This window comes from Pseudomonas sp. P65(2024) (assembly GCF_057480955.1).
In genome coordinates this window covers 50,421-67,408 of record NZ_JBLIYX010000016.1, presented here as the reverse complement: position 1 = coordinate 67,408, position 16,988 = coordinate 50,421, and the positions used below count along the sequence as shown (strand labels likewise).

General features: G+C 65.1%; 14 protein-coding genes. 8 read left to right on the top strand and 6 right to left on the bottom strand.

Features of this window, described 5'->3' with window-relative positions:
• Window positions 1–73 precede the first annotated feature (73 nt).
• Together AC25MA_RS19990 and AC25MA_RS19985 are read left to right on the top strand one after the other, a co-directional pair.
• Window positions 74–1,015 carry an AEC family transporter gene (locus tag AC25MA_RS19990; RefSeq protein ID WP_069015846.1) on the top strand — a complete coding sequence of 314 codons (942 nt, stop codon included), beginning with the start codon at window positions 74–76 and terminating at the stop codon, window positions 1,013–1,015.
• A gap of 48 nt (window positions 1,016–1,063) precedes the next feature.
• Entirely contained in the window at window positions 1,064–2,419 is a 1,356-nt protein-coding gene (locus tag AC25MA_RS19985; protein ID WP_028689633.1) for an amino acid permease, read from the top strand.
• A 393-nt stretch (window positions 2,420–2,812) separates the two neighbouring features.
• On the opposite strand, the gene AC25MA_RS19980 is transcribed toward AC25MA_RS19985, so the two are convergent.
• The 6 genes from AC25MA_RS19980 to gatC all read right to left on the bottom strand — a co-directional run bounded on the left by AC25MA_RS19980 (window position 2,813) and on the right by gatC (window position 7,986).
• Window positions 2,813–3,199, bottom strand: coding sequence for a carboxymuconolactone decarboxylase family protein (locus tag AC25MA_RS19980; RefSeq protein WP_028689634.1), 387 nt, complete (start codon window positions 3,197–3,199; stop codon window positions 2,813–2,815).
• A gap of 10 nt (window positions 3,200–3,209) precedes the next feature.
• On the bottom strand, window positions 3,210–4,253 hold the full coding sequence (locus tag AC25MA_RS19975) for a calcium/sodium antiporter (protein WP_028689635.1): 1,044 nt from the start codon (window positions 4,251–4,253) through the stop codon (window positions 3,210–3,212).
• A gap of 61 nt (window positions 4,254–4,314) precedes the next feature.
• Window positions 4,315–4,719: a septal ring lytic transglycosylase RlpA family protein gene (locus AC25MA_RS19970; protein WP_036985909.1), complete on the bottom strand. Its 405-nt coding sequence runs from the start codon at window positions 4,717–4,719 to the stop codon at window positions 4,315–4,317.
• A gap of 55 nt (window positions 4,720–4,774) precedes the next feature.
• Complete coding sequence (gatB, locus tag AC25MA_RS19965; RefSeq protein WP_028689637.1) at window positions 4,775–6,220, bottom strand: Asp-tRNA(Asn)/Glu-tRNA(Gln) amidotransferase subunit GatB; 1,446 nt, start codon at window positions 6,218–6,220, stop codon at window positions 4,775–4,777.
• An 11-nt stretch (window positions 6,221–6,231) separates the two neighbouring features.
• Window positions 6,232–7,683 carry an Asp-tRNA(Asn)/Glu-tRNA(Gln) amidotransferase subunit GatA gene (gene gatA, locus AC25MA_RS19960; protein ID WP_486972327.1) on the bottom strand — a complete coding sequence of 484 codons (1,452 nt, stop codon included), beginning with the start codon at window positions 7,681–7,683 and terminating at the stop codon, window positions 6,232–6,234.
• 15 nt (window positions 7,684–7,698) lie between these two features.
• Window positions 7,699–7,986: an Asp-tRNA(Asn)/Glu-tRNA(Gln) amidotransferase subunit GatC gene (gene gatC / locus AC25MA_RS19955; RefSeq protein ID WP_028689639.1), complete on the bottom strand. Its 288-nt coding sequence runs from the start codon at window positions 7,984–7,986 to the stop codon at window positions 7,699–7,701.
• Between the two features lie 203 nt (window positions 7,987–8,189).
• Between gatC and mreB the strand changes: the two genes are divergently transcribed.
• The 6 genes from mreB to AC25MA_RS19925 all read left to right on the top strand — a co-directional run bounded on the left by mreB (window position 8,190) and on the right by AC25MA_RS19925 (window position 16,983).
• Window positions 8,190–9,227 carry a rod shape-determining protein MreB gene (gene mreB, locus AC25MA_RS19950; RefSeq protein ID WP_003255163.1) on the top strand — a complete coding sequence of 346 codons (1,038 nt, stop codon included), beginning with the start codon at window positions 8,190–8,192 and terminating at the stop codon, window positions 9,225–9,227.
• Between the two features lie 221 nt (window positions 9,228–9,448).
• Window positions 9,449–10,426 carry a rod shape-determining protein MreC gene (gene mreC / locus AC25MA_RS19945; protein ID WP_062364514.1) on the top strand — a complete coding sequence of 326 codons (978 nt, stop codon included), beginning with the start codon at window positions 9,449–9,451 and terminating at the stop codon, window positions 10,424–10,426.
• Window positions 10,426–10,914 carry a rod shape-determining protein MreD gene (gene mreD / locus AC25MA_RS19940; protein WP_028689641.1) on the top strand — a complete coding sequence of 163 codons (489 nt, stop codon included), beginning with the start codon at window positions 10,426–10,428 and terminating at the stop codon, window positions 10,912–10,914. The genes mreC and mreD overlap by 1 nt, the downstream gene beginning before the upstream one ends.
• Window positions 10,915–10,946: 32 nt before the next feature.
• Window positions 10,947–11,546: a Maf family protein gene (locus tag AC25MA_RS19935; protein WP_028689642.1), complete on the top strand. Its 600-nt coding sequence runs from the start codon at window positions 10,947–10,949 to the stop codon at window positions 11,544–11,546.
• Between the two features lie 81 nt (window positions 11,547–11,627).
• The gene (rng, locus tag AC25MA_RS19930) at window positions 11,628–13,085 is read left to right on the top strand and encodes a ribonuclease G (protein ID WP_028689643.1); all 1,458 of its coding nucleotides are present in this window, start codon (window positions 11,628–11,630) and stop codon (window positions 13,083–13,085) included.
• A gap of 82 nt (window positions 13,086–13,167) precedes the next feature.
• The gene (locus tag AC25MA_RS19925; RefSeq protein WP_197866931.1) at window positions 13,168–16,983 is read left to right on the top strand and encodes a YhdP family protein; all 3,816 of its coding nucleotides are present in this window, start codon (window positions 13,168–13,170) and stop codon (window positions 16,981–16,983) included.
• Window positions 16,984–16,988 lie beyond the last annotated feature (5 nt).

Below are 16,988 nucleotides of genomic sequence, written 5' to 3'. Positions count from 1 at the left end.
ACTGTGGCGGGCGCAACTCCCCGGCACTCACGTATGATTGCGCCCTTGACGGTAATTCCCGGGAACACGTTGCATGCTTGCCCTTCTTATCCAGACACTGAACATCACGGCCCCTGTGTTCGCCATGCTGTTCATGGGCGTGCTGCTCAAGCGCATCCGCTTGATCGACGACAACTTCAACCGGGTCGCCTCGAAGCTGGTGTTCAACGTGTGCATGCCGGCGCTGCTGTTCCTCGGCATCTACCATGCCGACCTGGCGTCTGCGGTGAAACCTGGGGTGATCCTCTACTTCGTGGTTGCGACGCTGGCGTGTTTCGGCCTGGCCTGGGGCTTGGCGATCTGGCGCTGTCCGCGGGCGGACCGGGGCGTCTACACGCAGGGCGCATTTCGCGGCAACAACGGCGTGATCGGCCTGGCACTGGCGGCCAGCCTGTATGGCGACTACGGTATATCCCTCGGCGCGCTGCTGGCCGGGCTGGTGATCCTGCTGTACAACTCGCTGTCGACGGTGGTCCTGGCGGTGTACAGCACGGACCTGAAGTCCGACCCGTGGAGCATCTGCAAGAGCATCCTCAGCAACCCGTTGATCATCAGCGTGCTGCTGGCCACGCCCATGGCCTACGGTCAGGTGCCGCTGCCCAACTGGCTGCTGACCTCGGGGGACTACCTGGCACAGATGACCTTGCCGCTGGCGTTGATCTGCATCGGCGGCACCCTGTCATTGACGGCGCTGCGCGACAGTGGCCGGTTGGCCATCGATGTCAGCCTGGTGAAGATGGTCTGGCTGCCGGTGCTGGGAACGCTTGGCGCCTGGTTGTGCGGTTTTCGCGGTGCCGAGCTTGGCATCCTGTTCCTCTACATCGGCAGCCCCACCGCGGCGGCCAGTTATGTGATGGCGCGGGAAGCCAACGGCAACCATGAGCTGGCGGCGTCGATCATCGTGATCACCACGCTGATGGCCGCCGTCACCACGAACATCGGGATTTTCTTCTTGCAATGGGGTGGATGGATCTAGTCCATTGCAAGCAAAACCAATAACACTGCCTCACCTAAAGGACACTTCATGCAAGACCAGAGCACGCCCGAGCGCTTGCAGCGCGGGCTGAAGAATCGCCATATCCAGCTGATCGCGCTGGGCGGGGCCATCGGCACCGGGCTGTTCCTGGGCATCGCCCAGACCATCCAGCTGGCCGGCCCGTCGGTGTTGCTGGGCTACGCGATCGCCGGCCTGATGGCCTTCCTGATCATGCGCCAGCTGGGCGAGATGGTGGTCGAGGAGCCGGTCGCCGGCAGCTTCAGCCACTTTGCCCACCAGTACTGGAGCGAGTTCGCCGGTTTCGTCTCGGGCTGGAACTACTGGGTGGTCTACGTGTTGGTCGGCATGGCCGAACTCACCGCGGTGGGCATCTACGTGCAGTACTGGTGGCCGGACTTCCCCACCTGGGCTACGGCGGCGATCTTCTTCGTGGTGATCAACGCCATCAACCTGACTCAGGTGAAGGTATACGGCGAAATGGAGTTCTGGTTCGCCCTGGTCAAGGTGGTGGCGATCGTCAGCATGATCGGTTTCGGTGCCTGGCTGCTGACCAGTGGCCACGGCGGACCGGATGCCAGCGTCGCCAACCTGTGGCAGTACGGTGGCTTCTTCCCCAATGGCGTCACCGGGCTGATCATGGCGCTGGCGGTGATCATGTTCTCGTTCGGTGGCCTGGAGCTGGTGGGTATCACCGCCGCCGAGGCGGCCAACCCGCGTGAGAGCATTCCGAAGGCCACCAACCAGGTGGTCTATCGCATCCTGATCTTCTACATCGGCGCGCTGGCCGTGCTGCTGTCGCTGTATCCGTGGCAGAAGGTGGTGCAGGGCGGCAGTCCGTTCGTGATGATCTTCCACGAGCTGGACAGCGACCTGGTGGCGACGATCCTCAACGTCGTGGTGCTGACCGCCGCGCTGTCGGTCTACAACAGCTGCGTGTACGCCAACAGTCGCATGCTGTTCGGCCTGGCCACGCAGGGTGACGCGCCGCGCCAACTGCTCAAGGTCAGCCGTCGTGGCGTGCCGCTCACCGCGCTGGGCGTGTCGGCCTTCGCCACCGGCCTGTGCGTGGTGATCAACTACCTGATGCCGGGTGAGGCCTTCGGCCTGCTCATGGCTTTGGCGGTGTCGGCGTTGGTGATCAACTGGGCGAGCATCAGTATCACCCACTTGAAATTCCGCAAGGCCAAGCTGGCGGCAGGTATCCAGCCGTTCTACCGTAGCCTGGGGCATCCGCTGACCAACTACCTGTGCCTGGCGTTCATCGTGCTGATCCTGGTGGTGATGTACCTGACGCCGCCGATTCGTATTTCGGTGATGTTGATTCCGGCGTGGATTGCTGTGTTGTGGGTAGCGTTCCGGATCAAGAAGGCGCGGCAGGCCTGATTTTATCTAGTTCGGTTTCGGGATGCTTATGGTGTCCTGAAGCCGAGCAGGCTTGGATGACGTAATATCGTCATTCAAGTCTGTTTTCAATCTTTCGGTTGCCATCACAGGCAGTCAAAATATTGCCAACTGTCTAATCTCCAAATTCGCCTCATTTGATCTTGATCTTGCTTCTAAATGCGCGATAGTTCAGGCGACGCCAATTGCGACTTCAGGAGGCCGAACGCAGGCCTCCTGAAGTCGCGAAGGTACGGGCGGCGCCTGGACTGGCGCAGCTGTCGCTAGTGGACGGGGTGGTTAATCTTCTGATCGCCAAGCTGTATGGATCACCCACATGGGTTACACAGTAGTTCACCCACATAGGTAACAGTCGCGAGGCCAGGGCGCCCGCCCTTAATCGCTAGAACTCGCCTGATAGCTATCAATCACTTCCTGCGCCGCCCGAAACGCATCAATCGCCGCCGGCACCCCGGCATACACCGCGCAATGCAGCAGCGCCTCGCGGATCTCCTCAACGGTGCAACCGTTGTTAAGCGCCCCGCGTACATGCCCCTTGAGCTCCTGCGGGCACTTGAGCGCGGTCAGGGCCGCCAGGGTGATCAGGCTGCGGGTCTTCAGCGGCAACCCGTCACGGGCCCAGACACTCCCCCAGGCATGCTCGTTGACGAAGTCCTGCAGCGGTTGAGTGAACGCAGTCGCGTTGCCCAGGGCGCGATCGACGAAGGCATCGCCCATCACTTGGCGGCGAATGCCTTCGCCGGTCTGTTTCGTGTCAGCCATGTTGTTTTCCTTAGTGTTGGCGGCGCCAGGCGCGGGCCGTGGTGTACAGCAGCACGACCCCGAGCACGGGCATCACATAGAACAGCATCAGTCGTTCAAGGCGTCCGGCCAGCGGCATGCCAGTGGTGAAGGCCACCACATGCAGGCCGTAGGCCAGGTACAGGCACAGGAACACCAGGCCTTCGGCGCGGGTGACCCGGTAGCCGGAATAGAACACCGGCAGGGACAGGGCGGCGACGCCGAGCATTACCGGCAGGTCGAAGTCCAGGGCGTTGGGTGAGATCGACAAGGGCTCGGGGGTGATCACCGCCGTGAGCCCCAGCACCGCCAGCAGGTTGAACAGGTTGCTGCCGATCACCGTGCCCACGGCGATCTCCCGTTCGCCACGCAGGGCCGCGATCAGCGCGGCGGCCAGCTCCGGCAGCGAGGTGCATACGGCCACCACGGTCAGGCCGATGATGCGTTCGGACAGGCCCAGGTCGGTGGCCACCTCCACCACCGCCTCGAGCAACAGGTGGCCAGCCAGGCTCAGAAGGACCAGGCCCACGACGATCTGCAACACCGCAGCGCTCCAGAAGCGCAGCGGGCTGGCATGCAGGGTGCTCGGCGCGGGGTAGGTGCGGGCGTAGTGGCGCGACTGATGCCAGAGCATGGCCAGGTAAGCCAGCAGGCCGAGCAGCAGCAGGCCACCTTCCAGGCGCCCCAGCTGGCCGTTGAGCGCGAGCAGGTACACCAGGGCGCTGGCCAGGATCATCAGCGGGATGTCCAGACGCACCAGTTGGCGCGACACGCGCAGCGGAATGATCAACGCCGCCAGGCCGAGAATCACTAGCACGTTGAAGATGTTGCTGCCCACGACACTGCCCACCGCCACGTCCGGTGCGCCCTGGTAGGCGGCCTGCAGGCTCACGGTCAGCTGTGGCGCGGTGCTGCCGAAGGCCACCAGGCTCAGGCCGATGATCAGCGGGCGCACATGCAGGCGACCGGCCAGGCGCAGGGCGGCGCGCACCAGCAGTTCGGCGCCGATGATCAGCAGCACGAGGCCCAGGCCCAGTTGCAGCAGGCTGAAGGCGGGAAGGGTGGCCAGGTCGAAAATGGCGAGGGCTCCAGTCAGGTCAATCGCTCAGACCTTGTACCCGGACTCGCGCGGTTCCGCTACGGAGCATGCCGATTTTTTCTGCGGCGGCGCGTGACAGGTCGATCAGCCGGCCTCGGGTATGCGGGCCGCGGTCGTTGATGCGCACCACGACGCTGCGCTGGTTGGCAAGGTTGGTGACCAGCACCTGGCTGCCGAAGGGCAGGCTACGGTGGGCGGCGGTGAGGCCATGCTGGTTGAAGGGTTCGCCGCTGGCGGTGCGTTTGCCGTGGTGGCGGGCGCCGTAGTAGGAGGCGGTGCCGGTCTGGTCGTAACCGCGAGGGTCGATGTCATGGCTGGCGCAGCCGGCCAGGAGCGAGAAGAGGGTGAGGGAGGTGATGGCGCGTCTTAGCAAGTCGGATGCTCCGCTGTTGCCGCTGATCATCGCGGGGCAAGCCCGCTCCCACTGGCGTGGGAGCGGGCTTGCCCCGCGATCGGGATCACCCTTCGAGCTTGGCCTTGAGCAATTGGTTCACTTGCCCCGGGTTGGCCTTGCCTTTCGAGGCTTTCATCGCCTGGCCGACGAAGAAACCGAACATCTTGCCGCGCTTGGCCTCGTCGGCGGCGCGGTACTGTTCGACCTGTTCGGCATTGGCGGCGAGCATCTCGTCGAGCATCTTGTCGATCGCGCCGGTGTCGGTGACCTGCTTGAGACCTTTGCTTGCGATGATGCCGTCGGCATCGCCTTCACCGGCGGCCATGGCCTCGAACACGGTCTTGGCGATCTTGCCGCTGATGGTGTTGTCGCGAATGCGCAGCAGCATACCGCCGAGGTGCTCGGCGCTGACCGGCGACTGGTCGATCTCGACGCCCAGCTTGTTCAGCAGGCTGCCCAGTTCGACCATGACCCAGTTGGCGGCCAGCTTGGCGTCGCCGCCAATCTTCACCACTTGCTCGAAGTAGTCGGCCTGCTCGCGGCTGGAGGCCAGCACGTTGGCGTCGTAGGCCGACAGACCGTACTGGCTCTGGAAGCGCTCGACCTTCTGCGGCGGCAGCTCCGGCAGGGCGGCGCGCACGCTGTCGAGGAAGCTCGGCTCGATGACCACCGGCAGCAGGTCCGGGTCGGGGAAGTAACGGTAGTCGTTGGCTTCCTCCTTGCTGCGCATGGAACGGGTCTCGTCCTTGTTCGGGTCGTACAGGCGGGTTTCCTGCACCACCTTGCCGCCGTCCTCGATCAGGTCGATCTGGCGCTGGATCTCGCTGTTGATCGCCCGCTCGATGAAGCGGAACGAGTTGACGTTCTTGATCTCGCAGCGGGTGCCGAACTCGGTCTGGCCTTTCGGGCGGATCGAGACGTTGCAGTCGCAGCGCAGCGAGCCTTCGGCCATGTTGCCGTCGCAGATGCCCAAGTAGCGCACCAGGGCGTGGATGGCCTTGACGTAGGCCACCGCCTCTTTGGCGCTGCGCATGTCCGGCTCGGAGACGATTTCCAGCAGCGGGGTGCCGGCGCGGTTCAGGTCAATGCCGGTGGCGCCGTTGAAGTCTTCGTGCAGGCTCTTGCCGGCGTCTTCTTCAAGGTGCGCGCGGGTCACGCCGATGCGCTTGATGGTGCCGTCTTCCAGGGCGATGTCCAGGTGGCCCTTGCCGACGATCGGCAGGTCCATCTGGCTGATCTGGTAGCCCTTGGGCAGGTCGGGGTAGAAGTAGTTCTTGCGCGCGAACACGTTGCGCGGGCCGATCTCGGCATTGATCGCCAGGCCGAACATGCACGCCATGCGCACGGCTTCCTGGTTGAGCACCGGCAGCACGCCGGGCATGCCCAGGTCGACCAGGCTGGCCTGGGTGTTCGGCTCGGAGCCGAAGGTGGTGGCGCTGCCGGAGAAGATCTTCGACTGGGTGGCGAGCTGGGTATGAATCTCCAGCCCGATCACAACTTCCCATTGCATGTGTGAACTCCTCAGAAGCCGTTGGGGGCGCGGGTGTGCCAGTCGGTGACTTGCTGGTAACGGTGCGCGATATTGAGCAGGCGGCCTTCCTGGAAGTACGGGGCCAGCAGTTGCACGCCCACCGGCAGGCCGTCGACGAAGCCGGCCGGCATCGACAGGCCCGGCAGGCCCGCCAGGTTGGCGGTGATGGTGTAGAGGTCTTCAAGGTACTCGGCGACCGGGTCGCCGGCCTTGGCGCCGATCTTCCACGCCGGGTTCGGCGTGGTCGGGCCGATGATCACGTCGACTTCTTCGAAGGCGCTCATGAAGTCGTTCTTGATGAGGCGGCGGACCTGCTGCGCCTTGACGTAGTAGGCGTCGTAGTAGCCGGCCGACAGGGCGTAGGTACCGACCATGATGCGGCGCTGCACTTCGGCGCCGAAGCCTTCGCCACGGGATCGCTTGTACAGGTCGGTGAGGTCCTTGGGGGCCTCGCAGCGGTAGCCGAAGCGCACGCCGTCGAAACGCGACAGGTTGGAGGAGGCTTCCGCCGGGGCGATCACGTAGTACGCCGGGATGGCGTGCTGCATGTTCGGCAGGCTGATTTCCTTGACCACCGCGCCGAGCTTCTCCAGCTCCTTGACGCTGGCCTGGACCAGGTCGGCGATGCGCGGGTCGAGGCCGGCGCCGAAGTATTCCTTCGGCAGGCCGATGCGCAGGCCTTGCAGCGAGGCGTTCAGGTTGGCGCTGAAGTCCGGCACCGGCTCGTCGACCGAGGTCGAGTCCTTGGCGTCGAAGCCGGCCATGCCTTGCAGCAGCAGGGCGCAGTCCTCGGCGGTGCGGGCCAGCGGGCCGCCCTGGTCGAGGCTCGAGGCGTAGGCGATCATGCCCCAGCGCGACACGCGGCCGTAGGTCGGCTTCAGGCCGGTGAGGTTGGTCAGCGCCGCCGGCTGGCGGATCGAGCCGCCGGTGTCGGTGCCAGTGGTGGCTGGCAGCAGGCGCGCGGCCACGGCGGCGGCCGAGCCACCGGACGAGCCGCCCGGCACGTACTCGAGGTTCCACGGGTTCTTCACCGCGCCGTAGTGGCTGGACTCGTTGGCCGAGCCCATGGCGAATTCGTCCATGTTGGTCTTGCCCAGGGTGACCATGCCAGCCTCGGCCAGCTTGGCGACCACGGTGGCGTCATACGGGGCGGTGAAGTTGTCGAGCATCTTCGAGCCGCAACTGGTACGCACGCCGTTGGTGCAGAACAGGTCTTTGTGGGCGATCGGCGCGCCGAGCAGCGCACCGGTTTCACCGGCGGCGCGACGGGCGTCGGCGGCGCGCGCCTGCTCCAGGGCCTGGGTCTCGGTGACGGTGATGAAGCTGTTGAGCTGCGGGTCGAGCTGCTTGATACGCGACAGCAGGGCGCCGGTCAGTTCTTGCGAGGAGAACGACTTGTCGGCGAGGCCACGGGCGATCTCGGCCAGAGTGAGTTGATGCATGGCAGGCGCTATCCCTTAATCGATGACTTTCGGAACCAGGTACAGACCGTTCTCGGTCGACGGAGCAACGGCCTGGTAGCGGTCGCGCTGGTTGCTTTCGGTGACCTGGTCGGGACGCAGGCGCTGGGTGGTCTCCAGCGGGTGGGCGAGGGGTTCCACGCCGGTGGTGTCGACGGCTTGCATCTGGTCGACCAGCCCGAGAATACTGTTCAAGGCATCGGTGGTGCGTGGCAATTCGCCTTCATTCAGGCCCAGGCGGGCCAGATGGGCGATCTTTTCCACGTCGGAGCGTTGAAGCGCCATGGGGATCTCCAGGAAAACGACAGACGGAATGAGTCCGCAAATGAGGAACATGCTGGGATTCTGGCGGTCAAAGGGCCGCGATCATCGGCAGGCATGCTCGGAAAAACAGCCAATTTAACATATTGGCTCCTTGCCCAAAATCCCTGCCATTGTTAGAGTTTGCCGCACTTTTTTACCCACGCTTTCCCCAGGGTCACTTTCCCATGTTCAAGAAACTGCGTGGCATGTTTTCCAGCGATCTGTCCATCGACCTGGGTACTGCCAACACCCTTATTTACGTGCGTGAGCGCGGTATCGTCCTGAATGAGCCCTCGGTGGTTGCCATCCGTACCCACGGCAACCAGAAAAGCGTCGTCGCAGTCGGGACCGAAGCCAAGCGCATGCTGGGCCGTACGCCTGGCAACATCGCGGCCATCCGCCCGATGAAAGATGGCGTGATCGCCGACTTCAGCGTTTGTGAAAAAATGTTGCAGTACTTCATCAACAAAGTGCACGAAAACAGCTTCCTGCAGCCTAGCCCTCGCGTGCTGATCTGCGTGCCGTGCAAGTCGACCCAGGTCGAGCGTCGCGCTATCCGTGAATCGGCTCTCGGTGCCGGTGCCCGCGAAGTGTTCCTGATCGAAGAGCCGATGGCCGCTGCCATTGGTGCCGGCCTGCCGGTCGAAGAGGCCCGCGGCTCGATGGTCGTCGATATCGGTGGCGGTACCACCGAGATCGCCCTGATCTCGCTCAACGGCGTGGTCTACGCCGAATCCGTGCGCGTCGGCGGCGACCGCTTCGACGAAGCCATCGTCACCTACGTGCGCCGCAACTACGGCAGCCTGATCGGCGAATCCACCGCCGAGCGCATCAAGCAGGAAATCGGTACTGCCTACCCAGGCGGCGAAGTGCGCGAAGTCGACGTCCGTGGCCGCAACCTGGCCGAAGGCGTACCGCGTGCCTTCACCCTGAACTCCAACGAAGTGCTCGAAGCGCTGCAGGAGTCCCTGGCGACCATCGTCCAGGCGGTCAAGAGCGCCCTGGAGCAATCGCCGCCCGAGCTGGCCTCGGACATCGCCGAGCGTGGCCTGGTGCTGACCGGTGGTGGCGCGCTGCTGCGCGACCTCGACAAGCTGCTGGCTCAGGAAACCGGCCTGCCGGTGATCGTCGCCGAAGACCCGCTGACCTGTGTCGCCCGCGGCGGTGGTCGTGCCCTGGAGATGATGGACAAGCACGCCATGGACCTGCTCTCCAGCGAGTGATCGCTGCGCAGTAGCATCCTCAGGTTTACAGGTGGCACGCACAGTGCTACCTGTATGCGCTGTGCTGGCGCCCGCCCGGGCGCCGTTTCCGTCAACCCGCAGCAGGCCGGTGCATTGCTCCATGTCCCATGACCTTCTGAGTCGTCCACGAGGAACGGCCCATTAAACCGCTTTTCTCCAAGGGCCCCTCGCTGGGCGTTCGCCTGCTCGTGCTGGTGGTGATGTCGGTCGCGCTGATGGTGGTCGATTCGCGTTTCGACCTGCTCAAGCCGGTGCGCAGCCAGATGGGCCTGGTGCTGATGGAATCCTACTGGATCACCGATCTGCCGCAGCGCATGTGGCAAGGCGTGGCCGGCCAGTTCGGCAGCCGCACCGAGCTGATCGCCGAGAACGAGAAACTCAAGACCGAGGCCCTGCTGTTGCAGGGGCGCCTGCAGAAGCTGGCGGCCCTGACCGAGCAGAACGTGCGCCTGCGCGAGTTGCTCAACTCCTCGGCGCTGGTCAACGAGAAGGTCGAGGTCGCTGAGCTGATCGGTGTAGACCCCAATCCCTTCACCCACCGCATCCTGATCAACAAGGGCGAGCGCGACGGCGTGTTCCTCGGCCAGCCGGTGCTCGATGCCCGCGGCCTGATGGGCCAGGTGGTAGAGCTGATGCCGTACACCTCGCGGGTGCTGCTGCTCACCGACACTACCCACAGCATTCCGGTACAGGTCAACCGCAACGGTCTGCGCGCCATCGCCAGCGGCACCGGCAACCCGGAGCGCCTCGAGCTGCGCCATGTGGCCGACACCGCCGACATCAAGGAAGGCGACCTGCTGGTCAGCTCCGGCATGGGCCAGCGTTTCCCGGCCGGTTACCCGGTGGCTACGGTCAACGAAGTGATCCACGACTCCGGCCAGCCGTTCGCCATCGTCCGTGCCATTCCGACCGCCGCGCTCAACCGCAGCCGCTACATGCTGTTGGTGTTCAGCGACCGACGCACCCCGGAAGAGCGCGCTACCGAGGCGGCGATTGCCCAGGAAGAGGCCGACCGCCAAGGCGCCGGCCACACTCCGCCAGCGGCCACGCCCGCGACACCCGCGCCCGCCCATGCCGCGCAGCCCGCGCCAGGTACCGCGCCTGCGGCTGCGCCAACGACGGCCAGCCCGGCGTCGGCCCAACCGGCCACCGCGCCGGCTCAACCCCGGAGACAATAATGGCCAGCACCCGTAGCAGAAACGGCTGGGCCATCTGGCTGACCTTCGCCATCGGCCTGTTGCTCAGCGTCTCGCCCATGCCGCAGTTCATGGAAGTATTCCGGCCCATGTGGCTGGCCCTGCTGCTGGCCTTCTGGACCCTCGCCGTGCCCGGCAAGGTCGGCATGACCACGGCATTCCTGCTCGGCCTGGCCGAGGACGTGCTGTACGGCACCCTGCTTGGCCAGAATGCCCTGATTCTCACCCTGATCACCTTCCTGGTGCTGTCGTTGCAGCAGCGCCTGCGCATGTTCCCCATGTGGCAGCAGAGCCTGGTGATCCTGGTGATCTTCGGCATCGCCCAGCTGATCCAGCTGTGGCTGAGCGCGCTCACCGGCAATCGCCTGCCGACCCTGGCCCTGGTCTGGTCGGCGGTGATCAGTGCCCTGCTCTGGCCCTGGGTGAGTTTCGCCCTGCGCGGCCTGCGCGTTCGCCTGCACATTCATTGACGACCCGCCGCCACTGACAGGGAGATGTCCATATGACTCAGCTGTACCTGGCCTCCGGTTCGCCGCGCCGGCGTGAACTGCTGACCCAGATCGGCGTGCCGTTCACCGTCGTCAGCGCGCCCATCGATGAAACCCCGCTGCCGGGCGAAGCCCCGGCGGCCTATGTCGAGCGCCTGGCCCAGGCCAAGGCCGTGGCGGGCTTCGCCCACACCGACGGCGCCGGGGTGGTATTGGGCGCCGACACTACCGTGGTGCTCGATGGCCAGATCCTCGGCAAGCCGGAGAACCGCGAGCAGGCGCTGGCCATGCTTGGCGACCTGTCCAAGCGCGAGCACCAGGTGCTCACCGCCGTGGCGCTGACCGACGGCCAGCGCAGCATCAGCCGCTGCGTCAGCACCACCGTGCGTTTTCGCACCATCTCCTTCGAGGAAGCGCTGCGCTACTGGGACAGCGGCGAACCGGTCGACAAGGCCGGCGGCTATGCCATCCAGGGCCTGGGCGCGGTGTTCGTCAGCGCTATCGAGGGCAGCTACTCGGCCGTGGTCGGCCTGCCCCTGAGCGAGACTGCCGAGCTGCTCGAACAGTTCGCCATCCCCTGTTGGCAGCAGCAAGAGGACACGACACCGCGCTAGGGCCTTTACATTTCGTACCGAGCCTAGCCAGCCATCCCGCAGCGATCCATCATTACCCAAGACCTTTGACGAGAGCCTGCCATGAGTGAAGAGATCCTGATCAACATCACCCCGATGGAGTCACGCGTGGCGGTGGTGGAGAACGGCGTCCTGCAGGAGGTGCACGTTGAGCGCACCCAACGCCGTGGCATCGTCGGCAACATCTACAAGGGCAAGGTGGTGCGGGTCCTGCCGGGCATGCAGGCGGCATTCGTCGACATCGGCCTGGAACGGGCGGCGTTCATCCATGCCTCGGAGATCTCCCAGCGCGAAGGCTCGGCGGTGGAGAACATCACCGCGCTGGTGCACGAAGGCCAGGCGCTGGTGGTGCAAGTCACCAAGGACCCCATCGGCAGCAAGGGCGCGCGCCTGACCACCCAGCTGTCGATTCCGTCGCGCTACCTGGTGTACATGCCACGCAGCAGCCATGTCGGCATTTCCCTGAAGATCGAGGAAGAAGCCGAGCGCGAGCGCCTCAAGCAGGTGGTCACCGACTGCATGGCCCAGGAAGACATGAAGGACGCCGGTGGTTTCATCCTGCGCACCGCCGCCGAGGGCGCCCGCGCCGAGGACATCCTCCAGGACATCCGCTACCTGCGCCGCCTGTGGGAGCAGATCGGTTCGCAGATCAAGACCTGCGGGGCGCCCGTGGTCATCTACGAGGACCTTGGCCTGGCCCTGCGCACTCTGCGTGACCTGGTCAACCCCAAGATCGAGAAGATCCGCATTGACTCGCGGGAAACCTTCCAGAAGACCACGCAGTTCGTCGCCGAGCTGATGCCGGAGATCGCCGATCGCCTGGAGCATTACCCCGGCGAGCGGCCGATCTTCGACCTGTATGGCGTGGAAGACGAGATCCAGCGCGCCCTCGAGCGCAAGGTGCCGCTCAAGTCCGGCGGCTACCTGGTGGTCGACCCGGCCGAGGCGATGACCACCATCGACGTCAATACCGGGGCGTTCGTCGGTCATCGCAATCTCGAAGAAACCATCTTCAAGACCAACCTCGAGGCTGCTACCGCCATTGCCCGACAACTGCGCCTGCGCAACATCGGCGGGATCATCATCATCGACTTCATCGACATGGAAGATGAAGAGCACCAGCGTCAGGTCCTGCGCACCCTGGAAAAGCAGCTCGAACGCGACCATGCCAAGACCAACATCATCGGCATCACCGAGTTGGGCCTGGTGCAGATGACCCGCAAGCGCACCCGCGAAAGCCTCGAGCAGGTGCTGTGCGAGCCCTGCGCGGCGTGCCAGGGGCGCGGCAAGCTGAAAACCCCCGAGACGATCTGTTACGAAATTTTCCGCGAGATCCTGCGCGAGGCCCGCGCCTATCAGGCCGAGGGCTATCGGGTACTGGCCAACCAGAAAGTGGTGGACCGCCTGCTCGATGAAGAGTCGGGCAACGTCGCCGAGCTGGAAGCGTTCATCGGGCGAACCATCCGCTTCCAGGTGGAGTCCATGTATTCCCAGGAACAATATGATGTGGTGCTGCTCTGACCTTCGCTAAAGGCGGTCGCCCCATGGACGGGCTGGCAAATCGCTATTCACCGGCCATAGTTAAGGGACGACTTGGAGGGCCATGGCCATGGAACGTCTGACCCGCGTTCTGGGCGCCTTGACCCGCTGGGGGCTGGGGATCTGCGCCCTGCTGGCGGTGCTGGTGGCGCTGTATGTCAGCCTCGGTCGGCAACTGGTACCCCTGGTCGCCGAATACCGTGCCGACGCCGAACTCAAGGCCGAACAGGCCTTGGGCATGCCCGTGCACGTCGGTGCCCTGGAAGGGCGCTGGAGTGGCCTGGCGCCGGTGTTGCGCGTGCGCGACCTGCAGCTGGGCGAAGGCAAGGCGGCCTTGCGCCTGGACGACGTCAAGCTGGTGCCCGACCTGTGGGCCAGCCTCAAGGCCCGCGAAGTGCGCCTGGCGCGCATCCAGCTCAGTGGGCTGCAACTGATCCTGCGCGAACGCGAGCAGGGCGCCTGGACCCTCGAAGGCCTGCCGCAGCAGGATGATGCGCCGCTCGACCCGGCCGATGTGCTCAAGCGCCTGCGCCAACTGGGGCGGATCGATGTATTCGACAGCCAGGTCACCCTGCATCCGTGGCAGCGCGATCCTCTGACCCTCACCTATGTCAGCCTGGGATTGCAGGCCGGAGCGTCGCGCCAGAGCGTCGACCTGCGCGCCACGCTGCCCGATGGCCAGCCCCTGGCCCTTAGCCTGAACAGCCGCGCCACCGCCAGGACCTGGCGCGACGGCCGCGTGCAGGCCTACCTGAGCCTGCCACAAAGCGATTGGGCGCGCTGGCTGCCGCCGCAGCTGCTGGGCCAGTGGCAGGCCGACACCCTGCGTGCCGGTGGCGAGTTCTGGATCGACTGGAGCAAGGGGCAGTTGCAGCAGGCGATGGTTCGCCTCAACGCCCCGCAGCTCAAGGGCGCCTACACCGGGCGCAAGGCCATTACCCTGGACAACCTGGCCTTGTCGGCCTGGTTCCAGCGCCAGGACCAGGGCTTTGACGTCGTCGTCGACTCCCTGGCCATGAGCCTGGGCAAGACCCGCTGGGAGTCGCACCTGCAACTGGCGCAGCGTCCTGGCCAGAGCCCGGCCGAGGAAAGCTGGCAGGTGCAGGCCGATCGCCTCGACCTGACCCCGCTGACCCCGGTGATCGACGCCCTGGCGCCGTTGCCGGACAAGCTGATGACGGTGGTCGACGCGCTCAAGGTGACCGGCGCCCTGCGCAACGTGCGCCTGGACATCCGCCCCAAGGCCGAGGGCGACCAGCGCCTGCAGTTCGCCGCCAACCTGGAGAAAGTCGGCTTCGACGCCTATCACGGCGCGCCGGCCGCCGGCAACGTCAGCGGCGCCATCAGCGGTGATCTCGGGCACGGCGAACTGCGCCTGGATACCCAGGCCTTCATGCTGCATCTGTATCCGATCTTCGGCAAACCCTGGCATTACCCGAAAGCCAACGCGCGGCTGACCTGGACCCTGGACAAGGAAGCCTTCACCCTGGTCGCCCCCTACATCAAGGTGCTGGGTGACGAGGGCAAGATCGCCGCGGACTTCCTGATTCGCATCCATCTGCAACCGGGCCATGAAGACTACATGGACCTGCGCGTCGGCCTCACCGAGGGCGACGGTCGCTACACCGCCAAGTACCTGCCCGAGGTGCTCAGCCCGGCCCTGGACGAATGGCTGCGCAGCGCCATCGTCAAGGGCAATGTCGACGAGGGCTACTTCCAGTACCAGGGCTCGCTGCACCACAATGCGCCGCCCCATGCCCGCGATATCAGCCTGTTCTTCAAGGTCCACGACGCCGCGCTGGATTTCCAGCCGGGTTGGCCGCAGGTGCAGCAGGTCGACGGCAATGTCTACATCGAAGACACCGGCGTGCGCATCCACGCCCGCAAAGGGCTGCTGCTGGACACTCGGGTCAGCGATGTCAGTGTCGACATTCCCCATGTCGAGGGCGACCAGCACAGCCACCTGTTCCTCGACGGAGACTTCGACGGCAGCCTTGGCGATGGCCTGAAGATCCTCAAGGAGGCGCCCATCGGCACGGGAGAGATCTTTGCAGGTTGGGAGGGTGAAGGCCCGCTCAAAGGCAAGGTCAAGCTCGATATCCCCCTGGCCCATGGGCAACGGCCCAAGGTGCTGGTGGACTTCTCGACCAGCGACGCAACCCTGAAAGTGGCGCCGCCAAGCCTGGAACTGACCCAGCTCAAAGGCGATTTCACGTTCGATTTCGACAAGGGCCTTAGCGGCAACGGCATTAGCCTGCATGCCTTCGGCAAGCCGGTGACCGCGCAGATCACCGCCGAAGGACAGGGCGGGCAGATCCAGACCCGCATCAACGCCAATGGCCAGGTCGGCCTTAAGGTCCTGACTGACTGGTTGCAGTACCAGCAGCCGCTGCCGGCCTCGGGCGAGTTGCCCTATCAGTTGCAGGTGACATTCGGCGGCCGAGACAACCGCTTGAGTGTCAGCTCCTCGCTCAAGGGCCTGGCCATCGACTTGCCGGCCCCCTTTGGCAAGGCCGCCGGGGAAACCCGTGACAGCCGCTTCGGCCTGACCCTGCAAGGCCCCGAGCGGCGCATCGACGCCAGCTACGCCGACCTTGCCCGCTTCGCCTACGCCGCGCCCGCCGACAAGCTGGCCCAGGGGCGTGGCGAACTGTTGCTGGGTACGGGCGACGCCAGCCTCCCAAGTGGCCAGGGCCTGCGTGTGCGTGGCCGGCTCGAGACCCTGGACCTGGCGCCCTGGCAGCAACAGATGGAGCGCCTGGCCGGCAAGGACCCGGGCGGCAGCGCCCGGCAGAACCTGCAGAGCGTGGACCTGAGCATCGGCCAGCTCAAGGCCTTCGGCATGGACCTCAACCAGGCGGTGATCCGCCTGATGCGCGGCGGTCCGGCCTGGGACCTGCGCCTGGACAGCAAGGAAGTCATCGGCAACGCGCGCATTCCCGATGCCAAGGTCACGCCCATGACCATCCGCCTGCAGAGCCTGCGTCTGCCGCCCGCCGACCCGAACGAAGCCCAGGACGAACATGCGCCGGATCCGTTGGCCGGGGTCGACCCGCGCAAGGTGCCGCCGCTGGACCTGACCATCGACAAGCTGTACCGCGGTGACGACCTGTTCGGCAGCGCCAACCTGAAGCTGCGCCAGACGCCCAAAGGCATGGCCATGAACGATATCGACCTGGACCTCAAGGGCCTGCACATCGATGGCAGCGGTGGCTGGGAAGGGGAGCCGGGCAGCAGTTCGAGCTGGTACAAGGGCCGGCTGGATGGCAAGAACCTGGGGGATGTGCTCAAGGCCTGGGGCTTCGCGCCTACCGTCACCAGCCGCGACTTCCGCATGGACGTGGACGGCCGCTGGCCGGGCTCGCCGGCCTGGGTCAGCCTCAACCGTTACTCCGGCAGCCTCGACGCGGCGTTGCGCAGTGGCCAGTTCGTCGAGGTCGAGGGCAGCGCCCAGGCCTTGCGGGTGTTCGGGCTGCTCAACTTCAACTCCATCGGCCGGCGCCTGCGCCTGGACTTCTCCGACCTGTTCAGCAAGGGCCTGGCCTATGACCGGGTCAAGGGGTTGCTGGTGGCCAGCGAAGGGGTCTACGTGACCCGTGAGCCGATCACCGTCACCGGGCCGTCGAGCAACTTCGAGCTCGACGGCACCATGGATTTTGTCCGTGATCGGATCGATGCCAAGCTGTTGGTGACGCTGCCGGTGACCAACAACTTGCCGCTGGCCGCGCTGATCGTCGGCGCGCCGGCGATCGGTGGCGCGTTGTTCCTGGTCGACCGCCTGATCGGTGACCGGGTGGCGCGTTTCGCCAGTGTGCACTATCGCGTCGAAGGTCCGGTCAAAGAGCCTAAAATCACCTTTGTGAAACCTTTCGACAAATAACCTGG